This is a genomic window from Psychrobacter sp. (assembly GCF_049295055.1).
Taxonomy (GTDB): Bacteria; Pseudomonadota; Gammaproteobacteria; order Pseudomonadales; family Moraxellaceae; genus Psychrobacter.
Map to the genome: position 1 here is coordinate 1 of NZ_JBAQQF010000006.1, position 17,145 is coordinate 17,145.

General features: G+C 43.2%; 10 protein-coding genes. 9 read left to right on the forward strand and 1 reads right to left on the reverse strand.

Features of this window, described 5'->3' with window-relative positions:
- Positions 1–27 precede the first annotated feature (27 nt).
- The 5 genes from rplJ to WAZ74_RS01155 all read left to right on the forward strand — a co-directional run bounded on the left by rplJ (position 28) and on the right by WAZ74_RS01155 (position 11,147).
- Positions 28–555 (forward strand): 50S ribosomal protein L10, encoded by a 528-nt coding sequence (gene rplJ, locus WAZ74_RS01135; protein WP_201544320.1) that lies wholly within the window; start codon positions 28–30, stop codon positions 553–555.
- A gap of 126 nt (positions 556–681) precedes the next feature.
- Positions 682–1,053, forward strand: coding sequence for a 50S ribosomal protein L7/L12 (gene rplL / locus WAZ74_RS01140; RefSeq protein ID WP_201544321.1), 372 nt, complete (start codon positions 682–684; stop codon positions 1,051–1,053).
- 856 nt (positions 1,054–1,909) lie between these two features.
- Positions 1,910–6,028 (forward strand): DNA-directed RNA polymerase subunit beta, encoded by a 4,119-nt coding sequence (gene rpoB / locus WAZ74_RS01145; protein WP_422304921.1) that lies wholly within the window; start codon positions 1,910–1,912, stop codon positions 6,026–6,028.
- A gap of 163 nt (positions 6,029–6,191) precedes the next feature.
- Positions 6,192–10,412, forward strand: coding sequence for a DNA-directed RNA polymerase subunit beta' (gene rpoC / locus WAZ74_RS01150; protein ID WP_422304923.1), 4,221 nt, complete (start codon positions 6,192–6,194; stop codon positions 10,410–10,412).
- Between the two features lie 207 nt (positions 10,413–10,619).
- Entirely contained in the window at positions 10,620–11,147 is a 528-nt protein-coding gene (locus WAZ74_RS01155) for a DUF6586 family protein (protein ID WP_422304925.1), read from the forward strand.
- An 81-nt stretch (positions 11,148–11,228) separates the two neighbouring features.
- Here the strand turns inward: WAZ74_RS01155 and WAZ74_RS01160 are convergent, their stop codons facing one another.
- A complete protein-coding gene (locus tag WAZ74_RS01160) occupies positions 11,229–13,949 on the reverse strand; it encodes a transglycosylase domain-containing protein (RefSeq protein WP_422304927.1) in 2,721 nt (906 codons plus the stop codon).
- Between the two features lie 193 nt (positions 13,950–14,142).
- Between WAZ74_RS01160 and WAZ74_RS01165 the strand changes: the two genes are divergently transcribed.
- Genes WAZ74_RS01165 through WAZ74_RS01180 form a run of 4 tightly spaced genes read left to right on the forward strand, consistent with a single transcriptional unit; the run spans position 14,143 to position 17,127 of the window.
- Positions 14,143–15,198 (forward strand): pilus assembly protein PilM, encoded by a 1,056-nt coding sequence (locus tag WAZ74_RS01165; protein WP_422304929.1) that lies wholly within the window; start codon positions 14,143–14,145, stop codon positions 15,196–15,198.
- Positions 15,198–15,851: a PilN domain-containing protein gene (locus tag WAZ74_RS01170; RefSeq protein ID WP_422304931.1), complete on the forward strand. Its 654-nt coding sequence runs from the start codon at positions 15,198–15,200 to the stop codon at positions 15,849–15,851. The genes WAZ74_RS01165 and WAZ74_RS01170 overlap by 1 nt, the downstream gene beginning before the upstream one ends.
- Entirely contained in the window at positions 15,848–16,582 is a 735-nt protein-coding gene (locus WAZ74_RS01175; protein WP_422304933.1) for a type 4a pilus biogenesis protein PilO, read from the forward strand. The genes WAZ74_RS01170 and WAZ74_RS01175 overlap by 4 nt, the downstream gene beginning before the upstream one ends.
- On the forward strand, positions 16,582–17,127 hold the full coding sequence (locus WAZ74_RS01180) for a pilus assembly protein PilP (RefSeq protein ID WP_422304935.1): 546 nt from the start codon (positions 16,582–16,584) through the stop codon (positions 17,125–17,127). The genes WAZ74_RS01175 and WAZ74_RS01180 overlap by 1 nt, the downstream gene beginning before the upstream one ends.
- The last annotated feature ends 18 nt before the right edge of the window (positions 17,128–17,145 follow it).

The window sequence follows — 17,145 nt, forward strand, 5'->3', positions numbered from 1 at the left end:
GATTGATTAGATTAAAGGAGTCAACTTATGGCATTAACGCTAGAGCAAAAACAACAAGTTGTGGCTGAAGTGTCTGAAGTTGCTGCTAATGCTTACTCAGCAGTAGCTGCCGAATATCATGGTATTGGTGTTGCAAAGCTTACTAAGCTACGCGAACAAGCCCGTGAAAAAGGCGTCGTTTTGAAAGTGGTAAAAAATACCCTAGCAAAACGTGCGTTTGAAGGCACTAAGTTTGAGAGCATGTCAGACCGTATGACTGGTCCATTACTTTTGGCTTTCTCTATGGAAGATTTGGGATCTGCTGCTCGAGTCGTTTTCGACTTTAGCAAAGATAACAAAGCTTTAGAGACCAAATTGGTATCAGTCGGTGGTGTTGTTTATGGTCCAGAAGAGCTAGAGCGCGTATCGAAGCTTCCAACTCGCGACGAAGCACTCTCTATCTTGATGGCTACTATGAATGCACCAGTTACCAAGCTTGTTCAAACTATGAACGCTGTTCCTAGTAAGCTTGTTCGCACGGTAGCAGCAATCAAAGACGCAAAAGAAGCGGCATAATTGCTTGTTTTAACGTAACTTTGACATCGCCGATTGCACTTTATTGCTAACCCTATTTGAAAATTTAGCAAGCAATCCAAGCGATATTAAAATCAATTAATTTTTATCAGATAACGGAGAGTTCTCATGGCACTATCTAAAGATGACGTGTTAAACGCAATCGCTGAAATGTCAGTAATGGATATCGTTGAATTAATCAGCGCTATGGAAGAAAAATTCGGCGTAACTGCTGCTGTTGCCGCTGCTGCACCTGCTGCTGCCGGTCCTGCTGCTGCTGCTGAAGAGCAATCAGAGTTTGACGTTGTTCTTGCCAGCTTTGGCGAGAAGAAAGTTGGCGTAATTAAAGCCGTACGTGAAGCTACTGGTCTTGGCTTGAAAGAAGCGAAAGATTTGGTTGAAAGCGCTCCAGCTCCAATCAAAGAAGGCGTAAACAAAGCTGAAGCTGACGAGTTGAAAAAGAAACTTGAAGAAGCTGGTGCAACTGTTGAACTAAAATAAGCCTCGCTTATCTTAGTGTTGTACAAAAAAAGCTGGTAATGCCTTGCATTGCCAGCTTTTTTTTATTATAATTCGTAGCTTGACCTTTTGTGTCTGCCAACAGTCGCATGCAACATCACGGTGGATACCCATCAAAAGGACAGACGATAGCTATGCAAGTAAACACAGCGCAAGCACACTTAGTAATTTTTGAAGTCAGTTAATATAAGCTAAACGTCGATCGATGTTTGGCGTTTTTTTGTGTCCGCATGCTTTCCTATTAACACTATAGTTTGTATTGATTTTAACAGTCATTGCCTAAAATTTATAGTTACTCCAATTAGCATTAATTCTGAAACGTTATAAATCTTAGGTTATTTATTTAGCATGGTTTTACTGTCAGTAGGTAGGCTCGTAGACGGTAGATATCAGCGACGATATTACTTATGATGGTAGATAGTGAGTAGTTTGCTGTTTAGTGCTAGATAGTTTAAGAATTGAATTTTATAGGCAACACCCTTGTTTAAGATATCAACAACGCTTTAAAGGTATTACCCACACTTTAAGTGAATTTATCAACAGAATCAATAGTATTTAAATACCAGTGCTTGGTTGTAAGTATTATAGAGTGTACGACATTGAAATTTGCAATGTCAGCACCCATATAGGCATGTTTAGATGCCGATTTTACGCTTAAATAAGCTGGGTTAATCATGCACTATACGCGTGAATTAATCATCAGTCATTAAATGAGCAGGAATAACCGTTTTATATTATCGTTTACGTCGCCAAGTTTGCATAATATTAATATCAACTAATATTGATGCACGCTGGCCACGCTTTCAATTTGTTTCCACGTTTACTGTAAGGACTCTCGATGGCATATTCTTATACTGAAAAAAAGCGTATTCGCAAAAGTTTTGCTGAATTGCCTACTGTGATGGACATTCCCTATTTGTTGTCTATCCAAGTAGATTCTTATGAGCAATTTTTGCAAGAGCATAAAAAGCCAAAAGCTCGTGAGAATACTGGTTTGCAAGCTGCGTATTCCTCTATTTTCCCAATTGAGAGTCACTCTGGTAATGCAGAGCTACAATTCGTTGAATATTATCTAGGCACGCCTGAGTTTGATGAGCGTGAATGTATTCTACGTGGCTCAACGTTTGCTGCGCCTATGCGTGTTAAAATCCGCTTAATTATCAAAGATAAAGATAGCAAAGATAAAGATAGCAAAGCGGCTATCAAAGATATCCGTGAGCAAAGCGTTTATATGGGCGAGATGCCATTGATGACCGCTAACGGTACCTTTATTATCAATGGTACTGAGCGTGTTATCGTGTCACAGTTACATCGCTCACCTGGCGTGTTCTTTGATCATGATAAAGGCAAGTCGCATTCAAGTGGTAAGGTGCTTTATAACGCTCGCATCATTCCTTACCGTGGTTCATGGCTTGATTTTGAATTCGATGCTAAAGACTTAGTTTTTGCTCGTATTGACCGTCGTCGTAAATTATTGGCGTCAATTATCCTGCGTGCACTAGGTTTAAGCACTTCTGAGATTTTAGATCTGTTCTTTGAAAAAGTAGCCGTTTATAAAGGCGAAGAGCAGTTTGAAATTGATCTGGTTGCTGATCGTTTACGTGGCGAAATGGCGCAGTTTGATATCGTCACTCCTGAAGGTGATGTGGTTGTCGAGCAGGGCAAACGTATTAATGCCCGTCGTATTCGTCAGCTTGAAGAAGCTGGTATGACCAAAATTGCTGTGCCTGATGAATACTTGTATGAGCGTATCTTGGCAGAAGATATCATCGTTAATGATGAAGTCATTGCTAAAGCCAATACGTTGATTGACCATGAATTATTGGTTAAGTTAAGCGCGTTTGAAGCCAGTGATTCTATTAAAGAGTTCAGTATTTTATTCACCAACGATATCGATCAGGGCAGTTATATTGCCGATACGTTACGCGCTGATAGTACCTCAAGCCGCGAAGAAGCGTTGGTTGAGATTTATAAAGTCATGCGTCCAGGTGAGCCACCAACGATCGAAACCGCTGAGAAATTGTTTGACAGCATGTTCTTTAACGCTGATCGTTATGACTTATCAAATGTCGGTCGTATGAAATTTAACCGCCGTTTAGGTCTTGACTTTGTAGATACGGACGACGCTGATATCCAACGTGAACGTAGTGTATTGACCAATGCCGATATCGTCAACGTCCTAAAAGAGCTGATTGAGATTCGCAATGGTCGCGGCGAAGTTGATGATATTGACCATTTAGGTAACCGCCGTATTCGTTCAGTAGGCGAGATGGCAGAAAACCAATTCCGTGTGGGTCTAGTACGTGTTGAACGTGCGGTTAAAGAGCGTTTAAGCTCAGCTGAATCTGATAACTTATCGCCACAAGACTTGATTAACTCAAAGCCTGTTGCGGCTGCGGTTAAAGAATTCTTTGGTTCAAGCCAGTTATCACAGTTTATGGATCAGAATAATCCATTGTCTGAAGTGACGCATAAGCGTCGTGTTTCAGCTTTAGGACCCGGTGGTTTGACCCGTGAACGTGCAGGTTTTGAAGTACGTGACGTCCATGATACGCATTATGGTCGCGTATGTCCGATTGAAACTCCTGAAGGTCCAAACATTGGCTTGATTAACTCACTAGCGACCTTTGCTAAAACTAACAGCTTTGGCTTTTTAGAGACGCCTTATCGCCGTGTGGTTGATGGAAAAGTAACAGACGTTATTGAATATTTATCAGCGATTGAAGAAGTCGGTACAGTTATCGCACAGGCTGATTCACCAGTGACCGCTGATGGTGCCCTATCTGATGAAATGGTCAGTGTTCGTAGCTATGGTGAATTTGTCCGTATGCCACCAGAAAAAGTGACGCATATGGATGTGTCACCAAGTCAGGTAGTATCGGTAGCCGCTGGTTTGATTCCGTTCCTAGAGCATGATGATGCTAACCGTGCCTTGATGGGCTCGAACATGCAACGTCAGGCGGTTCCTACACTACGTGCTGATAAGCCGTTAGTGGGTACAGGTATGGAACGTCACGTTGCGCGTGACTCTGGTGTTTGTGTGATCGCTAAGCGTGGCGGTGTGATCGAAGACGTTGATGCTTCACGTGTTGTGGTTCGTGTGAATGAAGATGAGATGATTGCTGGTGAAGCCGGTATTGATATCTATAACTTAGTTAAATATACCCGTTCTAACCAAAACACTTGTATCAACCAACGTATTATCGTGAACCAAGGTGACGAAATCGCTGTAGGCGATATCTTAGCTGATGGTCCGTCAACGGATCTTGGTGAGTTGGCATTGGGTCAGAACATCCGCATCGCATTTATGCCATGGAATGGTTACAACTTCGAAGATTCTATTCTTTTATCTGAAAAAGTTGTGAAAGAAGATCGTTTTACTACCATCCATATTCAAGAATTGACTTGTGTGGCGCGTGATACCAAGCTAGGTACAGAAGAGATTACTGCGGATATTCCAAACGTTGGTGAAGCGGCTCTATCAAGTCTTGATGAAGCAGGTATCGTTTATATCGGTGCTGAAGTTGATGCTGGTGATATCTTAGTTGGTAAAGTGACGCCGAAAGGTGAGACGCAACTAACGCCAGAAGAGAAATTGCTCCGGGCTATCTTTGGTGAAAAAGCCGCTGATGTAAAAGACACCTCATTGCGTGTACCAACATCAAGCAAAGGTACGGTTATTGACGTACAAGTCTTCACCCGTGACGGTGTTGAAAAAGATGCGCGTGCACGTGCCATCGAAAAGTCACAGCTTGACAGCTATCGTAAAGATTTGAAAGAAGAGCTACGCATCTTTGAAGCTGCAGCACGCGGCCGTATTGGTAATCTTCTAGATGGTCAAAAAGTCAGTGGTGGTTCTGGTCTAAAAGCTGGTACCGTCATGGCATTGGCTGATATGAAAGATATGAGCCTTGAGACCTTGCTTGATATACAGCCTGTTGAAGAAGAAATCTCTGAGCGTCTAACGCAAATTGCAGAATACTTAGTCGATAAGCAAAAAGACATTGACAGCAAGTTTGCTGAGAAAAAACGTAAATTGACGGCAGGTGATGACTTGCAACATGGCGTGCAAAAAATCGTTAAGGTTTATCTAGCGGTTAAGCGTCGTATCCAGCCTGGTGATAAAATGGCTGGTCGTCATGGTAATAAAGGGGTTGTCTCGCGCATTATGCCGGTTGAAGACATGCCTTATGACGAGCATGGCAATACGGTTGACATCGTATTGAACCCGCTTGGTGTACCATCGCGTATGAATATCGGTCAGGTACTAGAAACGCATTTAGGTATGGCGGCGAAAGGCCTCGGTGAGAAAATCGACGGTATGCTCAAAGCCCAAGCAGCAATAAAAGATTTGCGTGATTTCCTAGACCAAATCTATAACAAAGTTGGCGGCGAGCAGGTTGATCTCGATAGCTTAACTGATGATGACATCATGGCGCTAGCAGATAACTTACGTGACGGTGTACCGATGGGTACGGCAGTATTTGATGGTGCACATGAGCATCAAGTCAAAGATTTGCTTGAGCTTGCTGGTATGGCACGTGATGGTCAGCAAACCTTGTACGACGGTCGTACTGGTCAGAAATTTGATCGTAAAGTAACGGTCGGCTACATGTATATGCTTAAACTTAACCATTTGGTTGATGACAAGATGCATGCGCGTTCAACGGGTTCATATTCGCTAGTCACGCAGCAACCATTGGGCGGTAAAGCTCAGTTTGGTGGTCAGCGCTTTGGTGAGATGGAAGTCTGGGCACTAGAAGCATATGGCGCGACTTATACTTTGCAAGAGATGCTAACTGTGAAGTCGGATGACGTTGAAGGCCGTACACGTATGTATAAAAACATCGTTGATGGTGAGCAGTATATGGATCCAGGTATGCCTGAATCGTTTAACGTATTGACCAAAGAAATCAAATCACTGGGTATCAATATTGAGTTAAAACAAAGCAACTAAATCCGTTGTTTAACTTAGTTGTTAACTAAAGGCAGTATGCTGATTGCTGCTGCTTTTAGTGATTTGTCTCAACCCTATTCATTGCCTTCATTCATCCTAACCGCGCCGCCATGATAATAGTGACAACGCTAGCAGATGATTATAAAGATAACGGAGAAGCAACTTGAAAGATTTACTCGATATCATGCAAAGCCCTACCGGCAACGGTAACCAAGAGTTTGACAGTATTCAAATTACTTTGGCCTCACCTGACGTGATCAAATCATGGTCGCACGGTGAAGTTAAAAAGCCTGAAACGATTAACTATCGTACCTTTAAACCTGAGCGCGATGGTCTTTTTTGTGCCAAAATTTTTGGTCCAGTAAAAGATTTCGAATGTTTATGTGGTAAATACAAACGCCGTAAATTCCAAGGCGTTATCTGTGAAAAATGTGGTGTTGAAGTTACCACTGCTAAAGTTCGTCGTGATCGCATGGGTCACATTGACCTAGCGAGCCCAGTTGCGCATATTTGGTTCTTAAAATCATTACCAAGCCGCATTGGTCTATTGCTAGACATGACGCTTCGTGATATCGAACGCGTCCTGTATTTTGAAAGCTATATCGTTACTGAGCCAGGTTTGACTTCTTTAGAGAAGTATCAATTGCTTGATGATGAAGATTACTATAAAGCCCTTGAAGAGTTTGGTGATGAGTTCGTTGCCAAGATGGGTGCAGAAGCTATCCAAGACTTATTAAAAGACATCGATTTAGATATTGAGATTGATGAGCTGCGTGAAGCTATTCCACAAACAGGTTCTGAGACTAAGCTTAAAAAGATGTCTAAGCGTCTGAAGCTGTTAGAAGCTTTCCGTGATTCTCATAATAAGCCTGAATGGATGGTGATGACCATCTTGCCAGTATTACCACCAGATTTGCGCCCTCTAGTACCACTAGAAGGTGGTCGTTTTGCGACCTCAGATCTAAACGATTTATATCGCCGTGTCATTAACCGTAACAACCGTCTAAAGCGTCTGCTTGAGTTGAGTGCCCCTGATATCATCGTACGTAACGAAAAACGTATGTTGCAAGAGTCAGTTGATGCCTTGCTTGATAACGGTCGTCGCGGTCGTGCGATTACGGGTAGTAACAAGCGTCCATTGAAATCTTTGGCTGATATGATCAAAGGTAAGCAAGGTCGTTTCCGTCAAAACTTATTGGGTAAGCGTGTTGATTACTCTGGTCGTTCGGTCATCGTTGTTGGTCCAACGTTACGTTTGCATCAGTGCGGTTTACCGAAGAAAATGGCACTTGAGCTATTCAAGCCATTTACGTACAACAAGCTGTTATCTCATGGTTTAGCAACGACGATTAAAGCTGCTAAAAAAATGGTAGAACGCGAAGAGCCGCAAGTTTGGGATATGCTGGCCATGGTTATCCGTGAGCATCCAGTGCTCCTGAACCGTGCACCAACGCTTCACCGTTTGGGTCTACAAGCATTTGAGCCAGTATTGATCGAAGGTAAAGCGATTCAATTGCATCCATTGGTTTGTACAGCGTTTAACGCTGACTTTGATGGTGACCAAATGGCGGTTCACGTGCCATTAACCTTAGAGGCGCAGCTTGAATCACGCGCGCTTATGATGTCTACCAATAACATCTTGTCTCCTGCGAACGGTGAGCCAATCATCGTACCATCACAGGATGTGGTGTTAGGCTTGTATTACATCAGCCGTTCATCAGTCAATGCCAAAGGCGAAGGCATGATTTTTGCCACGGTCAATGAAGCATTGCGTGCGATTGGTTCAAACGATTTACATGTGAACGCCAAGATTAAAGTTCGTGTGACTGAAACGCATATCGATGAAGATGGTAATCATACCAAAGAGATAAGCCTAAAAGATACTGTAGCTGGTCGTTTACTGATTTGGAACATCATGCCTAAAGGTATGTCGTTTGATGAATGTAACGAAGAGATGACGAAGAAAAATATCTCTAAATTGATTAACTCTTGCTACCGTAAAGTAGGCGTCAAAGACAGTGTGATGTTCGCTGACCAATTGATGTATCTTGGTTTTGCTCAAGCAACATTATCTGGTGTGTCAATTGGTATCGATGACATGGTCATCCCGCCAATGAAAAAACAAATCATCGAAGTAGCTGAAGCTGAAGTTCGCGAAATCGAAGATCAGTTTGAGCAGGGTTTTGTGACCGCTGGTGAGCGTTATAACAAAGTAGTCGATATCTGGTCACGTACCAATGACAAAGTCGCTAAAGCGATGATGGACAACTTGGCCACAGATAAAGTAATCAATGCGCAAGGCGTCGAGGAAGAACAGAAGTCATTTAACTCTATCTTTATCATGTCAGATTCTGGTGCTCGTGGTAGTGCGGCGCAGATTCGTCAGTTGGCAGGTATGCGTGGTCTAATGGCTAAACCGGATGGTTCAATTATCGAAACGCCGATTAAAGCCAACTTCCGTGAAGGTTTGACCGTACTACAGTACTTCATCTCAACTCACGGTGCGCGTAAAGGTCTAGCAGATACGGCATTGAAAACGGCTAACTCAGGTTACTTGACGCGTCGTTTGGTTGACGTGGCACAAGATTTGGTTATTACTAGCGAAGATTGTGGTACTGAGCAAGGCTTGCTCATGAAACCACATATTCAAGGTGGTGAAATCATTGAAAAGCTAGGTGAGCTGGTGCTTGGTCGTGTGACTGCACGTGATGTATCTTACAACGATGACGAATCAAAAATCTTGATTCCATCAGGTACCTTGATCGATGAGCATTGGGTAAATGTGCTTGATAACAATGCAATTGATGATATCTGGGTACGTTCGGTCATTACTTGTGATATCGAACATGGTGTTTGTGCACAGTGCTATGGTCGTGACCTTGCTCGTGGTCATCAAGTCAATATCGGCGAGTCAGTCGGTGTTATGGCAGCGCAGTCTATCGGTGAACCTGGTACTCAGTTAACGATGCGTACTTTCCACGTAGGTGGAGCGGCGAGTTCTGCTTCTGTGGACAACAGCATCTCTGTACGTAGTGCTGGTCAAGCGCATTTTGAAAACATGAAAACGGTTCAACATACCGATGGTCATTTGGTTATCGTATCGCGTTCAGCTGAAATCGCCTTAACCGATGAGCTTGGTCGTGAGCGTGAGCGCTATAAAGTACCTTATGGTTCAAGCGTTCTTGTGCAAAACGAAGATCAGGTCGAAGGCGGTCAGACCATCGCTAAATGGGACCCGCACACGCATCCTATTATCACAGAATTCGCTGGTTCAGCACGCTTTAGTGATATTACTGATGGCTTGACTGCGACTGTGAAGGTTGATGATGCGACTGGTATGAGCTCATTTGAGATTCTAGCGACTCGTGACCGTTCAAGCTCAGCAAAAGACTTACGTCCGGCGATTATCTTGAATACGGACGAAGGTAAAGAAGTGGTTTACTTCTTACCGGCTGAAACCATTATTCGCGTGGGCGATGGTGAAAAAGTAGCAGCAGGTTCGATCTTAGGACGTGTACCACAAGCCTCTTCTGGTACCAAAGATATTACCGGTGGTCTACCACGTGTTGCCGATTTATTTGAAGCACGTCGTCCAAAAGACCACGCGATCATGGCAGAGATGTCAGGTGTCGTGAGCTTCGGTAAAGAGACTAAAGGTAAAAACCGCTTCATCATTACCAATGAAGATGGCGAGATTCATGAAGAGCTGATCCCAAAATGGCGTCAAATCAACGTCTACGAAAACGAGACAGTTGCCCGTGGTGAGGTTATCGCTGATGGTCCACAAAACCCGCACGATATCCTACGTCTAAAAGGACAAACCGCGCTTGCTGATTATATCGTCAACGAAGTACAGGACGTTTATCGCTTGCAGGGTGTAAAAATCAACGACAAACACATCGAAGTTATCATTCGTCAGATGTTACGTAAAGTTGAGATTACCGACGGCGGCGATTCAAGCCACTTTAAAGGTGATCAGGTAGAATACGCTGATATCAAAGCGTTGAATGCGAAGCTGGTTGCGGAAGATAAATTCCCAGTACAGTATGAGCGTCAATTATTGGGTATCACCAAAGCAAGCCTTGCAACTGAAAGCTTTATCTCAGCGGCATCGTTCCAAGAAACCACACGTGTCCTAACGGCTGCTGCGGTTACTGGTAAAGTCGATGAGCTACGTGGTCTGAAAGAAAACGTAGTCGTTGGTCGCTTGATTCCTGCTGGTACTGGTCTTGCTTATCATAAAGCACGTAAAGAAAAAGCGGAGCAAAAACTGCAAGATAAAGACTTAAACGCAGCGTTTGATATGACAGCCAGTACAGATAGCAAAGACTTTGCTAGCTTCGATGAAGCGTTTGCTCAAGAGCTTAATCAAGGCAATCATTAATTTAAATCACGTTCAATTGTTTCTATAAATAAAAAAGCCAGCCATGTTGCTGGCTTTTTTGCGCCTTTAACAAAGTGAAGAATAAATGGTTATTTTCTTAGGAAGTTATTTAAGAAAATAGTACACTGCAATAAAGTAACTTTATAAAACAGTTATGGCTGTTTAGATAATAGCTCATCATCATTAATAATTAAAAAGGATAAGGGCATGGCTGGTAAGACTCGTGTTGCTAAATATCAAGCTGACCGTACCAATCAAAAGCTATATTTTTGTCGTCTGGCTTGTCAAGCGGCGGCAAGTACTAACGATAAGCAGCACTATCAAGCGCATTGTGAGACGGCTATTTTCCATTTGTATGGTACTTTTTTGGCCTTTCTACAAGAGCTTGGTCACTTTTATAATTTAACATTAGCGGCACCAACGCTGTCAGATATTGAAGATTTGCTCAGTGAGCGCACTCAAGTATCGCCAGAAGTACAGCGCTTACAACAGCTACAACAACAGGGATTCTTAGCAAATATAGAGCACGCGTACCAGCGTTGTTTATATGCCGTGATAGCTGATCCTGTAATCGATGAACAGGTAAATAGGGGCGCAACAGAGTCGCCTGATCTTATTGTAAATGTCGTTACATTATCGAATCAGTGGTTACCGGATGATGCGACCATACGTGAATGGCGTCAGCAGTTTTTGGAGCTGATTGAGCAACTACGTGCTGGTATGGTGGAATTTTAAGAGGACAAATAAAAGGCTTGCTCAGTAGATACTGAACAAGCCTTTTATTGAATAACTACTTTTATATTATCAGCCGTATATTTATTCTGGCATTGCTGGCATACGTTCTACTGGTGTTGGCGATAATGGTTTTGGTTTTTGCGCTAAGCTATCACTATTACGATTGTTATTAGGCTTAGCTACCGGTTTAGCTTGCGGTGTTTCCACAGGTCTAGGGGTAGGCGGTTGGCGTTGTTGTGTGGTGGTTTTGACGGGTTTATCTGATTTGCCTATATCGGTATTTTCGTCTTCAAGATCGATAACCCCTTCATCCATCATTTCTATAATGCTTTGCTTTTGTTTTTTAGACTTGGCTCGGTTATTAATAGACACCCACTGATTGGGAGTGTCTTTAAGTTGGGCTTTCATAAAGTCCATCCAGACCGGTAACGCTGCTACGCCACCATACTCGCGTCGACCAAGCGTTGAGGGCTGATCAAATCCCATCCATACGACCGTTGCATTAGTAGGATGGAATCCTGCAAACCAGGCATCTTTTGCGTCGTTGGTGGTACCAGTCTTGCCACCAATATCGTCACGTCCCAAAGATTTTGCCTTAAAGGCTGTACCACGCTGTACCACATCACGTAAGATATCTGCCATCTCAAAAGCTACTCTCGGTTTTAAAATACGCGGTGCTTGTTCTGCCCGCACATACTGTATAACAGGCGCTTTTAGACGATCCGACCCTGGACTGGCATCATAAATGCTCAAATCAACTTCTTTACTATCTTTAGAAGTATTGTCGCTACTATTTGCATCTACATTTAAATCAGCATCTAGGTTTTCATTTAACGCTTGATCTTTAGAGTCAGATTTTTTATTACTAGAATCAGCTGCTTTACTATCGCTTTCTGTTTTACTATCGCTTTCTGTTTTCGCATCAAAATCTTCGAGAAGTTTTTTGTTGGTGTCGTCAAGCAGTTCATTGAAGCATAAGGCGCAAGCTTGCTTGGGATTTGCCTGAAATAACAGCTTGTTATTATAGTTATAAATTTGTTCGATAAAATAAGGCTGAATACGATGACCACCATTTGCAAAGGTGGCGTAAGCGGTCGCCATTTGTAATGGAGTTGCTTGACCAGCACCTAAGGCTAAAGACAAAGTGGTTGGCAGCTTTTCTTTATCGAGTCCAAATTCATCCAAGAGGTTGCGCGCATCAGAAATACCAATAGCTTGCAATAAACGAATAGAAACCAAGTTGCGTGATAAATATAGTCCGCGGCGTAGGGTAATATCCCCTAAAAAACGACCATCAGAGTTTTTAGGTTTCCAGTCACCTACTTGAATCGGGCGGTCTGAAACGATACTATCTGGACGATAGCCCTTTTCTAGGGCAGCGGTATAGACAAGTGGTTTAATGGTTGAACCTGGTTGGCGCCAGCCTTGAAGGGCACGATTGAATTTACTATGGTTAAAATCGAAGCCACCAATTAATGCTCGAACGGCGCCCGTTTCAGGATTTAAAGAAACCAAGCTACCTTGAACCTTAGGTATTTGTCCCAACTGCCAACCACCATTCGTAGTAGGTAGCAGGCGAATAATATCATTTTTACTGACAATTTGGCTGGCATTACTAGGGGAGTTACCAATACGATTCGCAGAAATATATTTGCGCGCCCAGCTCATACCAGACCAGTTGACCGTGATACTTTCACCTGAGAGCATAGTAGCTTCAAAACTTTGAGAGTTAACCTTAGTCACTTTAGCAGGCGACATGTTGCTATAGCGGCGGAAGTTCTCAAGTGGTTCGTCATTTGCTTCAGCACCGCGCCAACCATGGCGATGCTCATAAGCAACCAAGCCAGCCAGTACCGCCGCTTCAGCATCTGTCTGTGCTTTACTATCAACGGTAAGACGCACACGCCAGCCGCCATGCATGACTTGCTTACCATAACGGTCAACCAGTGCAGAACGTGTCATTTCCGCCAAATAAGGCATATTAACATCAAGCTTTTCTTTATAAAGGTTAATACCGATTGGAGAGTTGATGCCCTCGTCACGTTGGGCTTTATTAATGTAGCCCAATTCATACATGCGTCCAATAATCCAGTTACGCCGTGTGAGCGCGCGACTAGGGTTAGCAACCGGATTATATTTAGAAGGTGCTTTGGGCAACCCTGCCAACATGGCCATTTCGGCAATGGTAAGGTTTTCTAGCGATTTGCTATAATATTTTTTAGCAGCGGCGCGAATACCGTAAGCGCCTTCTCCTAAATAAATTTTGTTGACATAAAGGGTGAGAATATCGTTTTTACTCAACTCGTCTTCAATTTTACGAGCTAGAAACAATTCTGTAAGCTTGCGATTTAAGGTGCGCTCTGAGCTTAAAAAGTAGTTTTTGGCGACCTGCATGGTAATGGTTGAGCCGCCCGTTTGGCTATCATCGTCGGTTACTACTTCAGTAACAGCACGACCAAGTCCTTTAATGCTAATACCACTATGTTGAAAAAATGAGGCATCTTCTGCTGCCAAAAAAGCGTGCGTCAAATCTTCCGGTATCTCATTAAAGGTAATTGGTAGCGATAGGCGATTGCCATACTGCCCAATCAACTTGTCATCACTACTATAAATCTGTAATGGCATCTCTAATTTTGCTGTTTTAATTTCTTGAGTACTGGGCAAGGTTGGCGATAAATACATCGCCATGCCATAGAAACCAATAGGTACAGCGAGCGCCAAGATAACCGCTAACGCCAAACAAGCGATGAAAAGCCCCACCAAAAAGTGAATGAGACGAAAGGTAGCATTTTTTTTGGTCATAATCAGACTTATCAATTAAAATTTGCAACAGGTATGGCATTATACCTTGAACAAAATAGGCAAGTAATAATAAATGTGTAAGTTATCCTTGATAGATAATTTAAATGCTTGAATCTATCTGTTAAGTAAAGTATTGTACTAAATTATTACAAATAACTATCAGATTGTACACTTAACATAAGGTATAGAGTTTGTGAGGCTATTTACTTCTAAGAGTCGACATTTAATTGGCGTGGATATTTCTACCACCTCAGTAAAATTGGTTGACATACAGCGCCAACAAGGCGTTTTTCATTTAAAATCTTATGGTACTGAAATACTACCAGAAGGCGTAGTCGTCGACAAACTTATTATAGACACCGAAGCTGTAGGTAATACTATAGCAAGCTTAGCTAGACGTTGCCAAGCTTCGGGTAGCAGCGCTGCAACCGCAGTCTCAGGGTCAGCGGTGATTACTAAGATCATCGATATGGATATGGTGCTCAATGACGTAGAGCGCGAAGCTCAAATACGTCTAGATGCTGATCAATATGTGCCTTATCCACTAGAGGACGTTAACTTGGACTTTGAAGTATTGGGTCCCTCTCTTATAAATGACGATATGGTGCAAGTACTACTCGCCGCCTCGCGATCGGAAAACGTTGATCAAAGGGTTGACGCGTTAACCTTTGGTGGTCTGCAAACTAAAGTGATGGATATTGAGTCTCATGCAATCGAACGTGCTTTTGGTTTGATGGCAGATAGTCTACCAAATCTGCCGGATTTGGTGGCTTTAGTCGATATTGGGCACAATCAAACCACCTTATATATTGCTAAAAATGGTGAATTTATATATAGCCGTGAACAGTTATTTGGTGGCAGCCAGCTAACTGAGGCGATACAGAACCGTTATGGGCTATCGGCCGAAGAAGCAACTACTAGTAAACGTGAGCGTAATTTACCTGATGACTACTATCCTGATGTATTGACGCCGTTTATAGAAAATACTATCCAACAGATTACTCGTTCGTTGCAATTTTACTTCTCCTCTAGCCAATATAGCAGTATTGATCATGTGGTACTTGCTGGTGGTAGTAGCTCTATTGCCGGTCTCGCGGGTATGGCTCAACAGAGATTGGGCGTGCCTGTTAGCATAGCAAATCCATTCATCAACATGACCATTGCTCCGCATATCGATAATGAGCAGCTGGCGATTGATGCACCAAGCTTAATGGCCGCTTGCGGTCTTGCGTTAAGGAGCTTTGACTAATGGCTCGTATTAACCTATTGCCCTGGCGGCAAGAAGAACGCGCACGTCGCAATAAAGAATTTATCACTTTGGTGGTGGCAGTGACTCTACTTGCTCTACTGGCTGCATTCGCTTCTTGGAGCTATTTTAACAATCAGCTCGAAGAACAATTGAAGGCAAATGCACTGATTGAGCAAGAAAACGTCCTCTTAGATAAAGCATTGGTCGAGATTGATAGTTTGGAGCAGCGCCGTGAAGATATTATCTCACGTATGCAGGTTATCCAAGACTTACAAGGTCGACGCCCGGTACCGGTGCGCTTATGGGACGATCTTGCAAAGGCCATTCCTCCAGCATTGTATTTAAACAATTTAAAGCGTGAAGGTGATTTACTGACGTTGACCGGCCTTGCGGATAATCCAAACATCGTATCAAGCTTGATTCGTAATCTTGATGATAGTAAGTGGATGGGTGACTCGGCCGTTAGTAATATCCAGCAAAATATTACTGCTTATCAAGCTGCGCCTACTTTGGAAACCACAGTCACTACTGGTGAACAACCGCGTCCTATTTATCCTGAAGACAGTTATGTACAGTTTGTGGTCACGACTAAAGTACAGTCGGAGACGGCGGCACCTGTAGATGGCACTACTGGACCTGGAGGTGAGTTATGAAGCTGACCCGTAAAAAAACGCTAATCAAAACCAAAAAGACGGCGTTAAAATCGAAAAAACAGTTTGATTTAAATGAGTTTCGACGCAGTTTTGAGTCATTGGATTCTGAAAACTACGGCAGTTGGCCTCTTCCTGTAAAGGTCACCGTCATTGGATTTATCATTGCTCTGATTGCTGCTCTGTCATGGGCGCTACCGATTAGCAGTAAAATTGATGAGATTACAGCAGCTGAAAGTCAGCAGCAAACCTTACTTGATAGCTACCGTGAAAAAGAATCACGTGCGCGCCATCTAAAGGCCTATCAAGCACAAGTCATTCAGATGGAAACTGAGTTCAATACCTTACTCGACCAGCTACCCAAAGAAACCCGCGTATCAGAGTTAGTAGAGGGTATCAATATGACGGGCGTGGGCAGTAACATCCGTTTCCAAGATATTTCAGTAGAGCCTGAAATTGAAAATGAATTCTTCATTGAGCAGCCTATACGTATCGCTGCTTTAGGTGAATACCATCAGTTTGGTAGCTTTATCAGTGGTTTGGCGGCTTTACCGCGTATTATTACGATGCACGATTTTGAAGTCAGTAATCCACAGCCGACCTTAGATGTTTTACCAGAGCTTAATTTGGTGCTACAAACCAAAACTTATCGCTCAAAAGAAGCGGCTCCTGAAGGTGATGAAACGGTTGCTACTGCTGAAGCTGTTCCCACTGATGCTGCAGGAGGCAACTAATGACTATCCAAAAACTGTCTATGCCTAGATTAAAGTTACTGTTATTAAGCGCGGCTATTTTATCAATGACGGGTTGTACTGATCGTATTGGTTTGGCAGAGCAGGCGATGGCTGATATTCGTAATCAGCCAGCGCAGCCGATTGAGCCTCCGCCTAAAGCGGAACTGGTAGAAGACTTTGTTTATAGCGCCAGTGCGCAGCGTAGCCCATTTTTGCCACCAAGCTTAGTAAATGTGCAAGGTCCGACGACCTCTATTGATGGCGTGCGCCCTGACATAACCCGAGTCAAAGAACCGCTGGAACAATATGAGCTATCACAACTTACCTTTCGCGGTGTCGTTATTTCACCCGAAGGTCAGCAATACGCTTTAGTACAGCGTCCTGATGGTTCGGTTGCGAGTGTGAGAGTAGGTAATTATCTTGGAATAAATGACGGCCGTATTGTTGAAATCACGCCGACCCAAATTAACTTGATTGAAATTGTGCCAGATAGCCGTGCTGGGTTTGTTGAGAAACCCCAGTCACTGGTGTCCCCTATAAGCTAAGTCGGCAGATTTTTTGAG

Bases quoted from the DNA above. Each gene is read 5' to 3' on its own strand.
- WAZ74_RS01180 (WP_422304935.1), top strand. From the start codon at position 16,582: ATGACTATCCAAAAACTGTCTATGCCTAGATTAAAGTTACTGTTATTA.
- rplL (WP_201544321.1), top strand. From the start codon at position 682: ATGGCACTATCTAAAGATGACGTGTTAAACGCAATCGCTGAAATGTCA.
- WAZ74_RS01155 (WP_422304925.1), top strand. From the start codon at position 10,620: ATGGCTGGTAAGACTCGTGTTGCTAAATATCAAGCTGACCGTACCAAT.
- WAZ74_RS01160 (WP_422304927.1), bottom strand. From the start codon at position 13,949: ATGACCAAAAAAAATGCTACCTTTCGTCTCATTCACTTTTTGGTGGGG.
- rpoB (WP_422304921.1), top strand. From the start codon at position 1,910: ATGGCATATTCTTATACTGAAAAAAAGCGTATTCGCAAAAGTTTTGCT.
- rplJ (WP_201544320.1), top strand. From the start codon at position 28: ATGGCATTAACGCTAGAGCAAAAACAACAAGTTGTGGCTGAAGTGTCT.
- WAZ74_RS01175 (WP_422304933.1), top strand. From the start codon at position 15,848: ATGAAGCTGACCCGTAAAAAAACGCTAATCAAAACCAAAAAGACGGCG.
- WAZ74_RS01170 (WP_422304931.1), top strand. From the start codon at position 15,198: ATGGCTCGTATTAACCTATTGCCCTGGCGGCAAGAAGAACGCGCACGT.